This window comes from Alteromonas sp. ABH4_454 (genome assembly GCF_056311775.1).
This window is the reverse complement of sequence record NZ_CM149972.1, coordinates 4,505,436-4,524,053: the sequence shown is the minus strand read 5'-3', so window position 1 is coordinate 4,524,053 and position 18,618 is coordinate 4,505,436. Positions and strand designations below refer to the sequence as shown.

The 18,618-nt window shown below is 44.5% G+C and carries 15 protein-coding genes; 7 read left to right on the top strand and 8 right to left on the bottom strand.

Annotated elements, in window-relative coordinates:
* Positions 1-52: 52 nt before the first annotated feature.
* From ACYX4W_RS19685 to ACYX4W_RS19665, 5 genes are all read right to left on the bottom strand, one after another.
* Positions 53-877 (bottom strand): 2-keto-4-pentenoate hydratase, encoded by an 825-nt coding sequence (locus ACYX4W_RS19685; RefSeq protein ID WP_476074294.1) that lies wholly within the window; start codon positions 875-877, stop codon positions 53-55.
* An 8-nt stretch (positions 878-885) separates the two neighbouring features.
* Complete coding sequence (locus ACYX4W_RS19680) at positions 886-1,641, bottom strand: SDR family NAD(P)-dependent oxidoreductase (protein WP_474804923.1); 756 nt, start codon at positions 1,639-1,641, stop codon at positions 886-888.
* Positions 1,642-1,935: 294 nt separating this feature from the next.
* Positions 1,936-3,507 carry a sensor histidine kinase gene (locus ACYX4W_RS19675; protein ID WP_476074293.1) on the bottom strand — a complete coding sequence of 524 codons (1,572 nt, stop codon included), beginning with the start codon at positions 3,505-3,507 and terminating at the stop codon, positions 1,936-1,938.
* Positions 3,507-4,163: a response regulator gene (locus ACYX4W_RS19670; protein ID WP_476074292.1), complete on the bottom strand. Its 657-nt coding sequence runs from the start codon at positions 4,161-4,163 to the stop codon at positions 3,507-3,509. Before ACYX4W_RS19670 ends, ACYX4W_RS19675 begins: the two co-directional genes overlap by 1 nt.
* A gap of 208 nt (positions 4,164-4,371) precedes the next feature.
* The gene (locus tag ACYX4W_RS19665; protein WP_476074291.1) at positions 4,372-6,894 is read right to left on the bottom strand and encodes a S8 family serine peptidase; all 2,523 of its coding nucleotides are present in this window, start codon (positions 6,892-6,894) and stop codon (positions 4,372-4,374) included.
* Positions 6,895-7,335: 441 nt separating this feature from the next.
* Between ACYX4W_RS19665 and ACYX4W_RS19660 the strand changes: the two genes are divergently transcribed.
* From ACYX4W_RS19660 to ACYX4W_RS19640, 5 genes are all read left to right on the top strand, one after another.
* On the top strand, positions 7,336-7,848 hold the full coding sequence (locus tag ACYX4W_RS19660) for a curlin subunit CsgB (RefSeq protein ID WP_476074290.1): 513 nt from the start codon (positions 7,336-7,338) through the stop codon (positions 7,846-7,848).
* Between the two features lie 30 nt (positions 7,849-7,878).
* Positions 7,879-9,324, top strand: a complete 1,446-nt coding sequence (locus tag ACYX4W_RS19655) for an autotransporter outer membrane beta-barrel domain-containing protein (protein WP_476074289.1) — start codon at positions 7,879-7,881, stop codon at positions 9,322-9,324.
* A 100-nt stretch (positions 9,325-9,424) separates the two neighbouring features.
* The gene (locus ACYX4W_RS19650) at positions 9,425-9,772 is read left to right on the top strand and encodes a CsgE family curli-type amyloid fiber assembly protein (RefSeq protein ID WP_474804935.1); all 348 of its coding nucleotides are present in this window, start codon (positions 9,425-9,427) and stop codon (positions 9,770-9,772) included.
* Positions 9,766-10,221 (top strand): curli assembly protein CsgF, encoded by a 456-nt coding sequence (locus tag ACYX4W_RS19645; RefSeq protein ID WP_476074288.1) that lies wholly within the window; start codon positions 9,766-9,768, stop codon positions 10,219-10,221. Before ACYX4W_RS19650 ends, ACYX4W_RS19645 begins: the two co-directional genes overlap by 7 nt.
* Before the next feature lie 8 nt (positions 10,222-10,229).
* The gene (locus ACYX4W_RS19640) at positions 10,230-10,991 is read left to right on the top strand and encodes a CsgG/HfaB family protein (RefSeq protein WP_476074287.1); all 762 of its coding nucleotides are present in this window, start codon (positions 10,230-10,232) and stop codon (positions 10,989-10,991) included.
* Between the two features lie 37 nt (positions 10,992-11,028).
* Here ACYX4W_RS19640 and ACYX4W_RS19635 read toward each other — a convergent pair whose 3' ends face one another.
* The gene (locus tag ACYX4W_RS19635; RefSeq protein ID WP_476074286.1) at positions 11,029-11,706 is read right to left on the bottom strand and encodes a helix-turn-helix transcriptional regulator; all 678 of its coding nucleotides are present in this window, start codon (positions 11,704-11,706) and stop codon (positions 11,029-11,031) included.
* 275 nt (positions 11,707-11,981) lie between these two features.
* Here ACYX4W_RS19635 and dld point away from each other — a divergent pair, with 275 nt between their 5' ends.
* Positions 11,982-13,715: a D-lactate dehydrogenase gene (gene dld / locus ACYX4W_RS19630; RefSeq protein WP_476074285.1), complete on the top strand. Its 1,734-nt coding sequence runs from the start codon at positions 11,982-11,984 to the stop codon at positions 13,713-13,715.
* 246 nt (positions 13,716-13,961) lie between these two features.
* Positions 13,962-15,992 carry a BCCT family transporter gene (locus ACYX4W_RS19625; RefSeq protein ID WP_476074284.1) on the top strand — a complete coding sequence of 677 codons (2,031 nt, stop codon included), beginning with the start codon at positions 13,962-13,964 and terminating at the stop codon, positions 15,990-15,992.
* Positions 15,993-16,142: 150 nt separating this feature from the next.
* Here ACYX4W_RS19625 and mmsB read toward each other — a convergent pair whose 3' ends face one another.
* Positions 16,143-17,018 (bottom strand): 3-hydroxyisobutyrate dehydrogenase, encoded by an 876-nt coding sequence (gene mmsB / locus ACYX4W_RS19620; RefSeq protein ID WP_476074283.1) that lies wholly within the window; start codon positions 17,016-17,018, stop codon positions 16,143-16,145.
* Between the two features lie 14 nt (positions 17,019-17,032).
* Positions 17,033-18,532, bottom strand: a complete 1,500-nt coding sequence (locus tag ACYX4W_RS19615) for a CoA-acylating methylmalonate-semialdehyde dehydrogenase (RefSeq protein WP_476074282.1) — start codon at positions 18,530-18,532, stop codon at positions 17,033-17,035.
* Between the last annotated feature and the right edge of the window lie 86 nt (positions 18,533-18,618).

The following is an 18,618-nucleotide window of genomic DNA, read 5'->3' as shown; positions in this document are numbered from 1 at the left end:
AAAGAGAAAAGCGGTAATTGACCGTAGTAAACTACCGCTTTAGCAGGTCGGTTCAAGCTGATACAGGGATCAGCTTCATGTTGATATTCCCAACACCCTCGAAACTGACTGTAGATGTGGCACCAGCCACAGTGTCATGTACGCCAGTAATAGCGCCTGAGCAGATCATACAGCCTTTTGGAAGAGTAATATTCCGCGCTGCAGCTTGGTCAATTAAATAAGCTACAGCCGCCATAGGCCCACGTAATACGTTGTTTGATGGTGCAGTATTGATGTGATCTTTATCAATGAACACAGATGTCTGCATGTTTTCAATCACCGTATCCCACGACGCGATAGGGGCGCCAATTACCATACCTTGGTTTACACCAAAGTCACTGATGATGGCAGTGGGGCCATAGCTATTTAAATCAATAACAGGGCTACTCGCTATTTCTACGCCTGCATATACAGCTTTGATTAGGTGTTTCAATGGTCCCTTGGTATCAATTGAACCGGGCGTAATATCTTCTCCCAGTTCAAATACCAGTTCGGCTTCAACAGCAACCATACCGCCTGCGTAGACTTCTAGCTCAACGAATTCATCGTCTGCGTGGGAACGACCAATGAAATGGGTAACCTTTTTAAAAATTGGGCCCATTAAGCGCTCTGCGCCCATCTGATCGCGAAGTTCGGGGATCACCATGCCTACTTTCCAGCCGGTGATCTCGTCGTTCCACTGTTCAAGCGACATGTCTTGAACGCGGTAGGCCGCGTCCAAAGTTGTCGGAACATCACCTGGAAAAGTTTCTAATACAGTGGCTTGCTTGCGTGCGTTAACCAGGGTATTCGAAAGCGTTTTCAGGTTGTCTTCTGTAAGTGGTTTATCAGGAAACATCGTGACGATTAAATCCCTAGTGCCTGACCGCCACCAATTTGAACGGTTTCGGCAGTAATAAATGACGCATCTTCACTTACCAAGAAAGACACTACAGACGCGACCTCTTCAGGCTGTCCTAGGCGACCAAGCATGATGTTATCTTTCCAAGAAGCAAATACTTCTGGCTTAGTCGCTTTAATTTGCGCATGGAAAGGCGTATCAATGGTGCCAGGAGAAACAGCATTTACACGAATACCAGCTGGTGCAAGTTCTTTAGCAAGTGCACGGGTCAAAGTATGTACCGCACCTTTTGAAACACCATAGATACCCGCACCAGGGCCACCAGCGTTCCAACCAGCATTAGATGTGTAATTTACGATAGAGCCGCTGTCAGATTTCTTTAGATAAGGAATAGCTGCACGAGAAACGAAGAACGCACTATCAAGGTTCAGCGCCATAACAAAGCGATAAAACTCTGTTGTCATCTCTTCCATTGGGCTGCGTCCGCCAAGGCCGCCGGCGTTATTAATGACGGCGTCGATCTTGCCGTATTTATCGCCAATCGCTTTTACGTTTTTATCAACGGCTTCATCGCTTGTAACGTCAAAGCCATAGTATTCTGCTTCAATACCTAAGTCGCTGAGCTCTTTTACACGCTCTGCGCCCTTATCGTCTTCAATGCCATTTAAAACAACAATGAAACCGTCTTGGCCAAGTCTTTTAGCAACTTCAAATCCGATGCCGCCTGTTGCTCCAGTTACCAGTGCTACTTTCTTCGTCATAACAATAACTCTTTGTGTTGTATTACATTGTGTATAACCAATCTTAGGTTAATAAAATTAATTGGTCTACCTGTTTTGTGTGTTTTTTGTCATGGTTTTATAAATTTATCTTCAAATGTATAGCGGTGTTAAACTTTGCTTATCTATAAATGTTTGAATTTTATTGTTTTTGGTTGTAATTTGAAAGGGGGTGGTTAGAGTGTCAACAAGAACGAATAAAATGACAATAATGCAAGTGTTATCATGGTTATTGGTAAGTCCAATTTTATGTTTAAATTGAGTTTGTAGAAAATGTTATTGGATTTTGTTTATAGGAATAGAAAGGCGTACCACGGTTCCCATTGGGTAATCGCGGTTTATATTGAGGGTGCCATCTATCAACTTAGCGCGCTCTTTCATCGAAAGCAGGCCTAGTGTGGGCTGAGCGTTAACTGAATCCTCAATGGTTTCGGGTATACCCGCACCATCATCTGCTACAGTGAAGGTAGCACTTTGCGACTCATAGGAAATATCAATAGAAAGTGTCTTCGCATCAGCGTACTTGATGCTATTAGTTACCGCTTCCTGAACTATGCGATAGATATGTATTTTCTGCTCGGGCTTAAAAGCAATAGGCGTACCGCTAAGATTGAATGAAAAATCTATTTTTGCGCGCTTAAGCGTAGTTGTGATGTCGGAGCGTTCGATCACGCTCTCGATGGGAAGAGTGTCGATGCCAGAGGGGCGTAAACCGCCTAGGCTCTTTTTCATTGCCTGGTACAAAGCATCTATTTTGCCGATTAATATGTCGTGGTCTTTGGTTGTGTCAACCAATGATAACTGAAGTTTTAAATCGACGATGCGGTGGCCAAAATCGTCGTGCAGATCGCGAGATAAACGCTTTCTTTCATCTTCTTGTACTGCCACTAGCTTGGCTGCGAGGGCTTGTGCATTTTGCACTGCAATTTCAAGGTCTTCGTTGTTTCGGGCCAGTTTTTTATTCAACTTACTCGACTGGTTAATAGAAGACCCTAGGATGAGACAGCTTACGCATAGCGCTAAAATATAAAATTGATGTTCAATGGGAGGTAAAGCGCTCTGACTGGCTACCACAAACGCTGTAATACCAATAAACAAACAAGATAGCGCACTACCGAACACAGCATAGCGATACGATAAGAAAAGGGCTGGAAATACCGCAAGGTATTTAATTTGATAGCTGATATTAATATTTTGAGAGTAAAGATAACTACTGAAAACTAAAGTAAGTAACCATGTTCCTACGGTTATAAACAGTGTTGATTCGTTTTTATTAATATACTGGCGAGTGTATAGCGCAAATAGAAGGGGGCAAAGGACGATAATTCCTACAAAGTCACCAAGAGAGAAATCGAACAAAATAGAAAGAAAAGCCGCTACGTCAGTTTGTAATTCAATAGCCCGTCTGCCTAGAAACACTGCCCCTAGCGCTACGCTTATCAGCATGCCGAATGCCAAGGTGGCAAGGGTACTGCGGACATTATCGAAATAAGGTGCTGCAAAACGGCGTCTAAAGACATAAACACATCCGCAAACTACCGCGGGTGATATGAATAAGTGCACTAAATACCAGCCAACACTTCCGCTTAAAAAGGCGGTGTTATCAAGAACGCCCCCTGGATGAAATAAAATGAAGTGGATTAACTTTTCTGAAAAAAGCAATAAGGGCCAGCTTGCTAACGGTAATAACAAAAATGCGGCCAAGCGAACGCCAGCGGGTAAATACCAACTCACAGTCCCTGATATAATTTCAAATTGGGTGCTAAATAGCCATACGCTATGAAATAGACCGGTATATATCAAACCCATCATCAAATAGGTAGTGTTGATATACCGCCTGATATTCATTAATTTGCTTTGACTAAGGTGTCGTCATAGATGACGTCAGATACATCTAAGTATCCGGTTTCTAATGCTATGCGAAGCAAGCCAAATTGAGACGTAACATTCAGCTTTTTGTAAATATTAGTTCTGTGAACCATTACTGTCTTTGGCGCTGTGTCTATGTGATAGGCAATTTGTTTGGGTTGGAAACCTTTAGCTAGTAGTAAAAAAACTTCCTTTTCTCTTTCTGTAAGAATGGAAGTCAGATGCTTATCGCCAAACGCTAATTTTTTACTGATATCTGAACTTAGATAATTTTCATCTTTTTCTAGTGATTCAAGTGCATCCATTAACTCTTTTGTAGCGGCACTTTTTGTAACGTAGCCATCGGCGCCAAGCTCAAGCGCTTTAGTAATATAACCCACGTGATCGTACATGCTTAGCATCAAGCATTTTACAAATGGCGCCTCTTTCTTAATTTTGATAAGGGTATCAAAACCATTTTCTTGAGCTAAGGAAATATCCAAAACTGCTACATCTATGTCATCTAGAGATGCGAAGGCGGGGAGTGCGCTCAATGAACTTACAGCGTAAGCAACGTGCCAGCCATACTCTTGCTCGATAAGAGTTTTAATGCCGTCCCTTACAATCTCATGGTCATCAATGAGGAGTATGTGCATGGAAAAATCAAATTATTATCTTAATGCATAAAGTTTACGTTGTATTTGGCTTATAGGGAATAAGCCGATGGCTTAGATTGACGGTGTATTCTATTTTTCGCATGAAAAAAGCCGGCCTATCCATGGCCGGCAGTTACTTAAGCTTTAGTGTTTAGCAGTTTAAGTGCTAATAATCACTTTGCGTGTAATAGCAATACCAAACGCGGTATTAAAGGTTTACCGTCACCGGCGCTGAACAAGCAGACGTTTCATCACACACCATATAGGTATATTCGCCAGGCTGAACGCCACGGCTTCTATCGCGATAACGACCAGTATTGCTTACTTCTTCAAGTAGTTCACCATTGCGATAAATCATTACAGTATCAGCCATTGAGCCGCTGTAAGATAAATCTACACGTAGTGAGCCGAAGCGAGAAAGCATAGCGCGGTCAATTTCTGCAACAATATTACTGTCTGAAACCGACACTGTCTCTGTTGAAACGCCAGTTTGGCCTTCAGAGTCGGTAACCGTAAGGGTTACATCATAGGCGCCTGTGCTTACGTACACATGAGTTGGGTTCTCTTCTGTTGAAGTCGCACCATCACCGAAGTCCCAGCTGTAGCTAACAATGTCGTCATTAACGTCATTACTATTGTTAGTAAAGCTCACTGATAGACCTGAAGCGTCATAAGTAAATGCAGAGTTTGGCGGTGTTGGTCCTACTTCACCAATACCGGTAACTACTAGGCTCCATGTGTTAACGGTACCGTTATCTCCGTTAAAGGTATCAAGCACGTTTAAGGTCCAATCGCCGGTAGCCACTTCGCCGTTAAAGGCATCAGTGTTGTAGCTTTCAACGATATCATCTGTACCACCACCTTGGTTTTGGCGCAGAACGGTAGTTGTTCCTTGTGGAGAAGTGAGTGATAGCACTAAGTCACCGCTATATGTATGCGTAATATCTACCGAGGCTTGCATACCAAACACCGTTAAGTCATCCGGTACGTTTATCACTAGGTCAACGCCTACATCATCTGGATCTTCTTCATTCGGTAACGTAGGTACAGCATCGCCTGAATATGCGTAAGGGAATTCGTTTAGCCCTTGCGGGTAAACGTAAAGGTTGGCGGATTTAGACTTTTCAATTTCGCCACTTACACCATTAACAGTAAAGCTATAAGCGCCCCAAGGGGTATCATCAGAGGTTTCTACTGTTAGCGTAACGGTGTCGCCAGGCATTGCCGTGTTAGCACTTAAATAAGCAATGTCACTTTCTTCGGCAAGAGAAAGTTGTACTTCTTCTTCGTAGCCCGCGATAGAGCCTACTTCAATAGTGAAGGTATAAGCTTCACCCGCCTCAATTTCCGCTGAGCCTGGTGTGATGCCTAGTTTAAAGCCAGGGGTTGGATCGGCTTCTTCTAACGCATTTAGCACATTAAGACGGTTGCCTGAAACAGTGCGCCCGTCTGCCCAAAGACTGGTTTCACCAGTAGTCATTAACAGCTCTTTCATTTCTGACGGCGTCAGTTCTGGGTTTAATGACCATACAAGGGCCGCTGCACCCGCAACATGTGGCGTAGCCATTGATGTACCAGAGTATGCGGCGTAGCCGTCGCCCGGTATAGTAGATAAAATAGCTGTACCTGGCGCTGCAATATCCACCGTTTCCAGACCGTATGAATAGCCGCTATCGCCGTCAGTTCGAGTGTGGCTTGCAACTGCCAATAAACTGTTTGTTGTAGTGACATAGTTAGACGGATAGTTGTCGACGTTGTCATTGTCTGAACCAGAGTTACCTGCTGCAGCAACAAACAAAATTCCAGCTTGGCCTGCCACTTCAATAGCTGTCTCTAGCGCTTCACTGTAGCCGCCACCGCCCCAGCTGTTGTTCGTAGCTTTTACGTTGACGCCACGGTTTTCTTTCAGGTCGGTGAAGTAATCAATACATTCGATAGCGCCAGCGGTTGACCCCGTTCCATCTGCACCGAGGAATTTACAGGCAGCGATAGACACATCGTGGTTTACGCCAACTACACCTATACCGTTTCCGCCCACAGCGCCAATAGTCCCAGCTACGTGCGTACCATGAGAATCATCGTCCATAGGGTCGGTATCACCGTTTGCTGTATCAATTCCGTAAACGTCATCAATGTAGCCGTTGCCGTCGTCATCAATACCGTTGCCGGCGATTTCACCTGGGTTTACCCATGCATTATCTGCAAGGTCTTCATGGTTGTAGTCAACGCCGGTATCGATAACACCTATCACTACATCGCTATCACCTGTTGTAATATCCCATGCTTCTGGTGCATCGATATCTACATCTGCAGTGCCGCCTGCTTGCCCGGTATTATCCAAGCCCCACAAATCACCGTAAGACGGGTCGTTGGGAATTAATGCTTTGCGATATAAAAAGTTTGGCTCGGCAATTTTAACCGCCGGGTTTTTCTTTAACGTTTCAATGGCGTCTTTAACCGATTTTCCACGAAGTTGAAGTTTGGCAATGCGGCCATTTAGAAGGTTGGCAAAGCGGTCATCAACTTCATCACGATTAGCGTCACTGATTCTTGCGCCCACTGATGAACGAGCGCGCATTTTTTCCGCTTTGCTCACATTTTCTTTGTATACAACAATAACGCTGTCATCGAAAATTTCGGCTTTCGCAGCATGTGCGTGGCTAGAAGCCATTAGCGGAAGTAGGGCTAATGACAGTGCTGAAAGGCCTGTTTTAAAAGGCTTTGTTTTCATAGTTAGATTCCATAATTAGCAATAATGCTTTAATCACGAAACCTTCTCATTCGGTCTGATATAACTAACGGTTAAAACTTATAACGCAAATTTTAAAACCTGCCACCCTTAACGCAAAAAATAGTACAAAAATACAACTTAACCACTAGTTCATGGCCATGAATAAAAAGTGAAGTGGTACTTAATTATTAGACAGCGCACTCAAATCGAGACGCTATCTCCTATTTTCATCAAGAGGTCTTACCAATAAGTTTTTTTGGTGTGATTTTTAAATAAAACTAGCACTAAGGTATTAGCTTTAACCGCAAGAACGCTAATGAAGCGCATACTGATGTTATTTCGATTGTAATAAATACAACTTAATGGTGATGGATTCTCTCGCTTTTAAGGCGTTTTATAGAAGGGTCACCTTTGTTGTTAATCAAGGAAGCAGTCGTTCTAATGGACAAGAAATTAAAGGTTAAAAAATACCAATGCGCCAAAAACGTAAGAGCATTAAAAGCTACTGCGCTTTTAGCTTCAGCGGTGTGTGGTCTTCTAACCGTCAACTCTCCTGTCTATGCCCAACAGTCTGATTTATCAACAAGCTCCGACATGGTGGAATCTTCTCTTTCAATGAGTCTGAATGCTCAAGCTATTACGATAGACGATGAAACGGTCTTCATTGCTGTCAGTCAGTTTGGGCTGAATAACATAACTAACATTATCCAAAGCGGCAACGGCGCCAACCTATCGAACGTTGTTCAAAACGGCAGTAATAACGAAGCTATCATCACTCAACTTGGTGAAGGCAACGTTGTGAATTTGCTGCAGCAAAATAAAAACAACTATTTCGAAATTATTCAAGACGGGTTCGACAATGTTGCCAATGTTAATCAATTAGGTGAGCAGTCTTTCACTGTTTATCAGATAGGGAACGAAATGGTAATTAACATCACACAATATCAAGAATGATGTGATTGCCATAGGGAGACAAATGTGAAAATGAAAAAAACAAAAATAGCTAGTGCATTGCTTTTAGTAGCAGCATCAGGATGGGCGTCAGCTCAGGAAGTTCCTGCAGCTAAAACTGTCGACTTTAACGCCACAGCAGATTTTGTAGCAGCGGCAGAAGGCAATGAAATTACGCTAACTCAAACGGCGCCAGAGGGAAACGAAGTAGGTAATGAATCAGTATTAAGCCAAGAAGGCGACCTTAACGCTATCGTTGTAGAGGTAACTGGTGACGCTAACGAAGTGCTTGCATCGCAAATGCAATCGGGTAACACCTTTTTTGCAAGCGTTACTGGTAACGGCAATTTCTTGGAATCAGAGCAAGATAGCTTAAGCAGCACGGCTGATTTCGTAGTTGAGGGTGACGACAACACGGTTTCACTTGTTCAATTAGGTGACGGCGGCCCCATTGGCTTTATCTTCAACCGCTCAATAAATAGCATAGTGGGTAGCGGCAATACGCTATCAGTATATCAAGGCGATGGCGGAAACTGGGCTAATAACGCGATTTCTGGTAACGACAACACAATCTTTGTTGATCAAAGCGGTGACTGGCACGAATCCTATGTTCGCGAACTAAGCGGCGATGCTAACGTAATTGACGTTATTCAAGATGGTTACTACAACATTTCAGATTTAACCGTAATCGGGTCTGACAATGAAGTTGAAATTGACCAAGATGGCGACCAGAACGTTATCGGTTGGACCATGATTGGCGATGCTAATGTGCTTGAGTTCGAACAAGACGGCGATGGCAATGAAATTGCCACTGGCGTGTTTGAAGGTTCGGGTAACGAAGTCAATGTTGACCAAATTGGCGATGTAAACCTTGCTACCGTTGAAACTATCGGCGGAGCATCTAATACGTTCGAAATTAACCAAGTGGGCGAAGGAAATACGGCTTACGCTGGCGTGATTGGCTTATTAAACGAGTTCGACTTAACCCAGGTAGGTGATGGCAACGAAATCAGCACAGTAAACTTTGATGGCCTGTTTAATACGGTTGAGATTGAACAGGATGGTGATGCTAACTTGGCGTTAGCGCAAGCTGGTATTGGTGATGCAACTTACTATGCAGATGGCAATATCATCGAAATGTCGCAAGAGGGCATTGAAAATACGGCATCAGTTGAGTTAGCTAGCACTGTTACTTCAAGCTACAACGAAATTATGGTTTCCCAAACAGGTGAGCTTAACTTACTAGACCTGCTGGTTAACGGTGACGAAAATATAGTTAGTGTTATGCAAGAAGGTGTTGGAAACTGGGTAACGGATGAAACGGGTGGGCAGTTTGTTATTTCAGGCGATATGAATACCTTTGAAGTTACGCAAATGGGTAACGACAACTTAGTTACAGGTAGCATCACTGGCAATGGCGGCACGGTAAGTGTTACGCAGGTTGGTGACTACAACGTAGCTACCGTTGTTCAGATGTAAATGTACTAACGTACAAAGTGAATAGCCGGGCGAGTGCCCGGCTCAGTTCAATAAAATGAAGTACCTGTATCGATTCTCCTTTCTCACATTAGTTTTAGGTGTGCTCTTTTCTCCGATTCACGCGGAAGAAATTCGCTTAGGCGGGTTACTGCTCGATAACAGTATAAGCCGCCAAGGGCACGAATTTGCTTCGCGAATTAGTCAATATTGGCGGGAGGTTCCCGACAGCTCAGGTAAAAACCTGGTAGTCAAAGAGATCATAGTGCCTCAAGCAGGTACCTTGCTATCAGTAATCTACGACAACAAAGTGGTTTACCAAACTTATATGGGGCGTAGGCAAGTTCCGATAGATGAGAAAGTGCAGCAAGCAATCATGTTGGTATTAGACGCAGTAGCAAATGCGAGTATAGACAGTAGAAGCCCAGATTTAGCAGGGGACGAATGGTAATGAAGAAAAAAATTGTAATTGCAGCGCTTGCAGTGGCGACGGTAGTAGCGCCTGCAATAACGCAGGCAACTGAATTAGTTTATGAGCCAATAAACCCGTCTTTTGGTGGCAACCCACTTAACGGTTCATTTTTATTAAGTAAAGCAAATTCACAAAATGCGCATAGTGCTTCTCTAAGCGAGCGCTCCTATGATGAGCGTCTTCAAGAGTCACTAGAGCGTGCCTATATAAATCGCATCGTTCGTGAAATTACAGATATCGCTTTTGGCGAGCAAGAATACGACGAAGATGGCAATCCGATAGACAGTATTTTTAACCAAGATAGTATTTTTGTTAGCGGTGACTTCCAAGTTGAGCTTATAACAAGTAACGCTGATAGTATTATCGTAAACATTACTAACTTGTTGACAGGTGAAGTCACCATTGTAGAAATTCCACGGTTTGGGTAGGGACACACATGAGAAGTACCGTTTATTTATTATTGGCTTTGGCATTAACTGGTTGCCAGTCCATCACAAATACACTCCCGCCTGATACTACGGCTGCGGATATTATTAAAGATAGTGCTACCCTCTCTGAAGTAAAAAGTTTACCAGCACCCATGGGGCAAATACCGGTTTCCGTATACGCGTTTAGGGATCAAACTGGGCAATATAAACCGAGTACGGGAGCGAACTCTTTTTCAACTGCAGTGACTCAGGGGGCTACGTCTATCCTTGTACAAACCCTAAGTGAAACATCGTGGTTTTTGCCTGTTGAGCGCGAAGGGCTACAAAATATTCTTACTGAAAGAAAAATCATCCGGGCTGACGAAAAAAACGGGGGCGATTTACCGCCACTCACGACTGCTAGAATTATTATAGAAGGCGGCATAATTAGCTACGACACCAATATTCGTACTGGTGGGGCTGGCGTCGAATATTTTGGTGTCGGCGCGAGTGAGTTGTTTAGAGAAGATCAAATTTCTATCTATATGCGCGCCGTTGACGTGAGAACGGGTCAAGTACTGGTATCGGTTTCAACATCTAAAAAAGTACTGAGCCAAGAGGTGAGAGCGGGATTGTTTAGGTACGTTTCGCTAAAGCGTTTGCTTGAAGCTGAAACCGGGTACACCACCAACGAACCCATGTTTGAATGCGTTAAGCAAAGCATAGAGAAAGCGGTGAGTGAATTAGTATTACAAGGAATGGAGAAAGGAGTATGGCGCGCCAAAGCGTAAGCGCCATACAGTGTTTTAACTTACATTGCTCGTCAGTTTAGTAGCTTACCTGCTGGGGCTGGCTAAACTGATGGTCGAACCATTTGATGAGTTCAACCCTATTTCTGCATTCTGTTTTCCTGAATATGCTGTATACGTGTGTTTTCACCGTATTCACACTGATATGCAAGCAATCTGCAATTTCTTGGTTCTGTGCGCCGTCGGCAATTTTTCGTGTAATGGCCAATTCTCGTTTGGTTAAGACAGTAGTTGACGATTGAAGCGCAGCAACGGGCTTAGTTTTTGGTACTAGATTGGCATCAATATAACGGCTCATAATTTCGCGACTAAACCATTTGTTTCCTGCCTGAACCTGCTGAACACCTCTAACTAACAACTCTAAACTATCTTCGATATGAAACACCCCATTGATACCGTGTTGAAGTGCCGCGTAATGAAAGTCGATGTTACTTTCTGGCACGTTGAAAATCACCTTGTTCAATTCAGGGTGATCGTTAACAACCGGCAAGCTGAACATAGCAGCAGGGTCACAATACTGTGCATCAATGAAGAAGGTATAAGTGTTGTTGAGCACGCTTCTAGGCGGGTGGATGGCGCCAGTCGTAACGTTAAATCCACACGAAGGCAAAATACTAAGGAATCGTTCGTAAGCCCCATCCTTTTTAGTATTTTCCGCGAAACTACTTTTTGTTAAAACGAACGCTTGGTGTGACATGAAAGCTCCTTTTCGTGTACATAAACCTTACGAACTATACAATAGCTTTACAATACTCCTGTGGTCTTACTTGTAGCGCCAAAGCGTAACAAAATGTAACAGTGAAAAACTTATATTAATTTTGCTTAAAAATAGCTGTTTTTTAAGTAATCGGTGAATTAAATATAAGTAAATTATCTCTATAAAAAACGTTTGCCCCCTTTGTTAAAAATGACGTTAGTGTATAGTTCATCACCAAGCTAATCCTTCCAAAACTTCAACACACAGAGAGAACCATGACCGTAAATGTTGACACTCAGTCTTTGATTGCATCTATGCGCGATGTAGTAGGGCAAGCCTATTTGTTAACTGATAAAGCGAAGAAGCAGCCTTATACCAAAGGGTTTCGCTTTGGCGCAGGTGAGGCGCTCGCAGTAGTAAGACCGGGGACATTGGTCGAAATTTGGCGCGTGTTGAAGCTTTGTGTTGAAGCCGATGTTGCGGTAATTATGCAGGCGGCAAATACAGGATTGACAGGTGGTTCTACGCCAGACGGTAAAGATTACGATAGGCCTCTTGTTATCATAAGCACCATGCGAATTGATGAGATTCAACTGGTGGACAATGGAAAGCAAATTGTTGGCTTAGCGGGTAGCACTTTGTTTGGGTTGGAAGAGACGCTTGCGCCTTACGGTCGAGAGCCACATTCGGTTATTGGCTCTTCGTGCATTGGTGCTTCTATCGTGGGTGGTATTTGCAACAATTCAGGTGGCGCTTTAGTAAAAAGAGGCCCTGCCTATACCGAGCTTGCTCTTTTTGCGCAAATTGATGCCAGCGGCAAGTTATCTTTAGTAAACAACCTTGGCATCAATTTAGGTAGCGAACCAGAAGAGATTTTAAATAATCTTGAAAACAAGCGTTATAAAGAAACTGATGTACAGCACCCCGACGCTCGCGCCTCAGATAACGAATATGATGAGCGTGTACGAGATGTAGACTCTGACACGCCATCGCGTTTCAACAATGACGGCAGGCGACTTCATGAGGCTTCAGGCTGTGCGGGTAAACTTGCCGTGTTCGCAGTGAGGCTAGACACGTTTCCTATTCCTGAGAAAAAGCAGGTATTTTATGTGGGGTCTAACGACGCTGCAGTGTTTACCAAAGTTCGTCGCGACATTCTTTCTACTTTTGAGAACTTGCCTGACTCGGGTGAGTACCTTCACCGCGATTGCTACGACGTGTCGAAGAAATACGGCAAAGATATGTTTATCGTTATCAGCAAGCTTGGGGCGAAGTTCATTCCAAAACTGTTTGCGTTTAAACGCAAATTCGATGCATTTACTGACAAGTTAGGTTTTTTACCCAACAAAATGTCAGACCGTGTTATGCAGTACATGAGCTATATTTTTCCTAATCACTTACCAAAGCGCATGGAAGAGTTCAGGGACAAGTATCAACACCACTGGATTTTGGAAATGAGTAATGATGGGGTAGATGAAGCCAAAGCCTACCTAGATGAGTTCTTCAAAGCTAATGAAGGCAGCTACTTTGAGTGTACAGAAGACGAAGCTGACAAAGCGATTTTACACCGCTTTGTTGCCGGTGGAGCAATAGGTCGCTACCACGTGATGCACAGTAAAGACGTGGGCGCCATGATGACCATAGACGTTGCGCTTCGCCGTAACGACCCTGATTGGTTTGAAGTGTTGCCTAAAGAAATAGATGACCAGATAGATACCAAACTGTATTACGGTCATTTGTTTTGCCACGTAATGCATCAAAACTATGTATTGAAGAAAGGCGCCGACGCGAAAGTGCTAAAAGGAAAAATCCTTGAAACCTTTGATGCTAGAAGTGCTGAGTATCCTGCAGAGCACAACGTGGGTCATGAGTACTTCGCCAAAGACGCTCTTAAGAACTTCTATCGCGAACTCGACCCAACCAACAGCTTTAACCCAGGCATAGGTAAAACCACCAAACTCAAAAACTGGGCTGAGCATGAAGGTGGCTGTTGTGGTGGACATCACTAAAAGCCCGATGACATAAAAAGCACTTTAAAAGGGTTCTGCTTGTTGTTTTCTAAATTAAAACCAAGTAGAACCCTTTTTCTTTCCAGCTAACTTTTTGCAGTTAGCGCTTTAAACAAGTTCTGAGATCTACACCACCTTGTTAAATCTGGACTAACCTGAACCAAACCCGATCTCCGCTAGTAACAAAAGAAAGTGTTTAAACTTTCGCAGGTTATTAGTTTACCTGTAAGTGAAAAGGGATTTGCTATGAAAGGTCAAGTAAACAACTCCACCATCCTTCTTCCTGTATTTCTTCCCGCCGTTGCCATTATTCTGCTTCTGGTTATCGGAACAATCAGTAACCCCGAACTCGCAGCCGAGGCTTTCAACAACACATTGGCATGGATCACCGAAAGCTTCGGTTGGTTCTATATGCTGTCGGTGGCAATTTTTTTGGTCTTTATTGTATCGATTGCATCATCTAGCTGGGGGAATATCAAATTGGGGCCCGATCATGCTGAGCCTCAATATAGCTTTCCTGAGTGGTTTTCAATGTTATTTTCTGCGGGCTACGGGGTAGCGCTGCTCTACTTCGGCGTGGCAGAGCCTGTACTGCACTATTCTTCACCGCCAGCAGGATCGGCTGAAACTATTAATGCGGCGAAACAAGCTATGCAAATCGCGTTTTTTCACTGGGGTTTCCACATATGGGCGATTTATGGGTTAGTGGGCTTGGTGCTTGCCTATTTCGCTTTTCGTCATGGTTTGCCCCTATCTATTCGCTCTGCTTTGTATCCGCTGATAGGAGATAAGATTTATGGCCCAATAGGTCATGCAGTAGATGTATTTGCCATTCTAGGAACACTGTTTGGTATCGCCACTACCCTTGGACTATCTGTTACGCAAATCAATGCGGGGCTTAACTATCTGTCCGGTGATATCCCCATCGACATCATGGTACAGGTAGGTACTATCGCTATAGTGACGATAGCCGCAACAATATCGGTTATTGCGGGAATGGATAAAGGCATCAAGCGACTTTCTATTCTGAACATGCTTTTGGCTGTATCTCTTATGGGCACAGTTTTTGTCATGGGGGAAACCGTTCATATTTTAGAGACTTTTCTGCAAAACACAGGGAGTTATGTTAACGGTATTATCGAGCGCACTTTTAATCTACAAGCTTACAGTCGTAGTGACTGGATAGGGAACTGGACCCTGTTTATTTTTGGCTGGACCATCGCTTGGGCGCCGTTTGTAGGCATGTTTATCGCCAAAATAAGTCGAGGCAGGACCATTAGACAGTTTGTGTTTGGTGTAATGTTAGTGCCTACCATGTTTACTTTCCTTTGGTTTTCCGTGTTTGGTGACACAGCACTAAATGCCATTATGAACCAAGGGGTGACGACGCTTATTAGTGATGTACAGGAAAACGAGGCCGTAGCTTTGTTTAAGCTTTACGACTTGTTACCCGGTGCGTCAATCATGTCTGGTTTGACCGTGTTATTAATCATTACCTTTTTTGTTACCTCATCAGACTCAGGATCGCTGGTTATCGACTCGCTTGCTTCTGGGGGGAAAGAAGAAAGTCCGGTATGGCAGCGTATTTTTTGGGCGTGTTTGGAAGGAACCGTTGCAGCGGTACTGCTGTTGGCTGGTGGACTAAATGCACTGCAAACTATGACCATAGCAAGTGCCTTACCTTTTGCCTTCATAATGTTAGCGTCTGCAGCAGGACTTTGGCGTGCACTTGTCATCGAGGGCTATCGAAATAATAGTTTGACGGCAAATACGCTGAATAGAAATCATGGTCGGACAACTAGCCTTAAAGGCCGGTTTGCCGCAATGGTCGATTACCCGAGTCGAAACGAGGTGCATGAATTTATTGATAAAACGGTGATTGCAGCGATGAAAGACGTTCAGGCTGCTTTGAAAGCGCGAGAGTGGGAGGCGTTCGTTAAACTTGATGAGGAAGCGGGAAGAGCCACCTTCACTGTTGAGCGTCACGATCACATGGACTTTATCTACGACATTCGCATGACCGAGTATTTAGTACCAGGGTTTAGCTACGCAGAGCTGCGCTCGGAAGATGACGAGTCGGAAAAGTACTTTCGTGCTGAAGTGTTCCTTCGACGCGGCGGTCAAGCCTACGATATTTATGGCTATGATAAGGAGAGTATCGCCAAGGATATCTTAGACCAGTTTGAAAGCTACTTGCATTTCCTTGATACCAGTCCAGGTGAACTTCCTTGGGAAATGGATGCTTATGACGACATGCTTAACCAGCCAAAAAAGTAAACTTTTTAAGGTTAAAGCAGCAAACTATCAAAAGGCGTAGCCACGGCTAATTTAAAATAAAAAAAAGAGCGAGTAAAATCCTTTACTCGCTCAGTAAGAAGGCCACCTCTTCTGAGGGAAAGTAGCCGTCGGAGAAATGTTGGTTTTCTCTTATGCTAATCGGTTGATTATTGAAGAGAAATCCATTCCTGCATTGCCTTCTTCACAATGCATTTCAAACCACTTTGCAGCAAGCTCACCCATAGGTACTTGCGCGTTGACGCCCTTCGCGCCCTGCATGGCCAGCCCCAAGTCTTTGAGCATAAGCGCAGAAGCGAAACCGCCAGCAAAATCGCTATCAGCAGGGCTTTGTGGCCCCACACCTTTTACTGGGCAGTAGGTGGTCATTGACCATGTCTGTCCCGAGGCATTTGACGCGATATCGAAGAATACTTGCGCATCTAAGCCAAGTTTTTGTGCCAGCTGGAAACTCTCACACGTCGCAATCATAGTCGCTCCCAGCAGCATGTTGTTGCAAATCTTCGCCGCTTGCCCCGCACCATGGCCGCCTGCATGAACAATTTTTTTGCCCATCGCACCAAGAACGCCTTGCGCTTTATCGAAAGCGTCAGTATCGCCGCCCACCATGAACGTGAGCGTGCCGCCTGCGGCTGCTGAAACACCACCAGAAACCGGGGCGTCGAGCATTTTAAGGCCTTTTTTCTCAGCCAGTTCTGACACACTTTTCGCCGTTTCCACGTCAATGGTGGAGCAATCAATAAGCAAGGTGCCTTCGCGTACAGAAGCCAGGATCTGATTTGAATAGATATCTTTTACGTGCTTGCCTGCGGGTAGCATAGTTATAACGATGTCAGCTTCAGAAACAGCTTGTTCGGTACTTTGAGCGATAGTGCATCCCGCTTCTTTAGCTTTTGCCAGCGCCACTTCGCTTAAGTCAAAGGCCAGTACGTTGTAATCGTTCTTAACCAGATTATCTGCCATCCCCGAGCCCATGTTACCTAGGCCAATAAATGCAACTGTGGTCATAATCGTCTCCTCACTTAGCCCATGGTTGGAATAACAAAGGCGTTGTCGTTGGTATCTGAGCCATCAGGCCAGCGCTGAGTAATGGTTTTAACCTTGGTCCAGAACTTCACTCCTTCCATACCATGCTGGTTGGTATCGCCAAATGCAGAGCGTTTCCAGCCACCAAAAGTGTGATAAGCAACCGGCACAGGAATAGGCACGTTAATTCCCACCATGCCTACGTTTACGCGCTGCGCAAATTCACGCGCCGCATGGCCGTTACGGGTGTACATAGCAACGCCATTACCGTATTGATGATCGCTAGCTAAGTTAACCGCTTCATTAAAATCTTTAGCGCGCACCATTTGCAGCACGGGGCCAAAAATTTCTTCTTGGTATGAGCGCATGTCTTTAGTCACGTGGTCGAAGAATGTGGGGCCGATGAAGTAGCCCTGACTGTTGTTTGGAATCTGACTGGTTCTACCGTCGTAAACAAGCTCAGCACCTTCTTCTATGCAAAGGTCGATATAGCTTTCAACGCGCTCTTTGTGCGCAGCAGTAACCACAGGGCCATAATGAGCATTAGGATCTTCACTATGACTTACCATAATGTCTTTAATCGCCGGGATAAGCTTGGCTTTAAGTTTTTCAGCGGTTTCATCGCCAACCGGAACGACAACCGGCAGCGCCATGCAGCGTTCACCGGCACTGCCGTATGCAGCACCCACTAAGTCGGTTACCACCTGATCCAAATCAGCATCAGGCATTACGATACCGTGGTTTTTCGCGCCGCCCATAGCCTGAACGCGCTTTCCAGCACGAGCGCCACGCTCGTACACGTAGTTAGCAATATCAGAAGAGCCTACAAAACTCACCGCCTTAATAGTTTGATGATCTAAAATACCATCAACCACTTCTTTGTTGCCGTGTACAACGTTAAGTACGCCAGCAGGAAGGCCTGCTTCAATCATAAGCTTTGCCAACTCAACAGGTACTGACGGATCGCGCTCTGATGGCTTTAAAATAAACGCGTTACCGCACGCAATTGCAACGCCGAACATCCACATTGGGATCATGGCGGGAAAGTTAAATGGCGTAATACCCGCCACTACACCAAGTGCTTGGCGCATGGAATACACATCAATACCTGGGCCCGCGCCCTCGGTATATTCACCTTTTTGCGCATGAGGAATGCCGCAGGCAAACTCGATAACTTCAAGGCCGCGCTGAATATCACCTTGCGCATCAACCAACACTTTACCGTGCTCGCTTGATAATAGTGCCGCTAAGCGGTCGCGGTTTGCTTCAACTAACTCCTTAAACTTGAACATGACACGAGCGCGTCGTTGAGGATTTGTTGCTGCCCACTCAACCTGTGCAGCTTGGGCTGTTTCAATTGCATAGGCCAACGTTGAAATGTTAGCTAAACTAACTTCAGCCTGTACTTCACCTGTGTTAGGCGCAAATACCGACGCGGTATTTTCGCTGCTATCCTCAAAATCTTTACCTGCAATAAAGTGAACAATCTTTCTCATGACATAGCTCCTAGGGTTTTTAACAATATTGAAACCTTGTGTTTGCAAAGACAATACATATACTTGCAGTATGGTGCTGTAAAAAT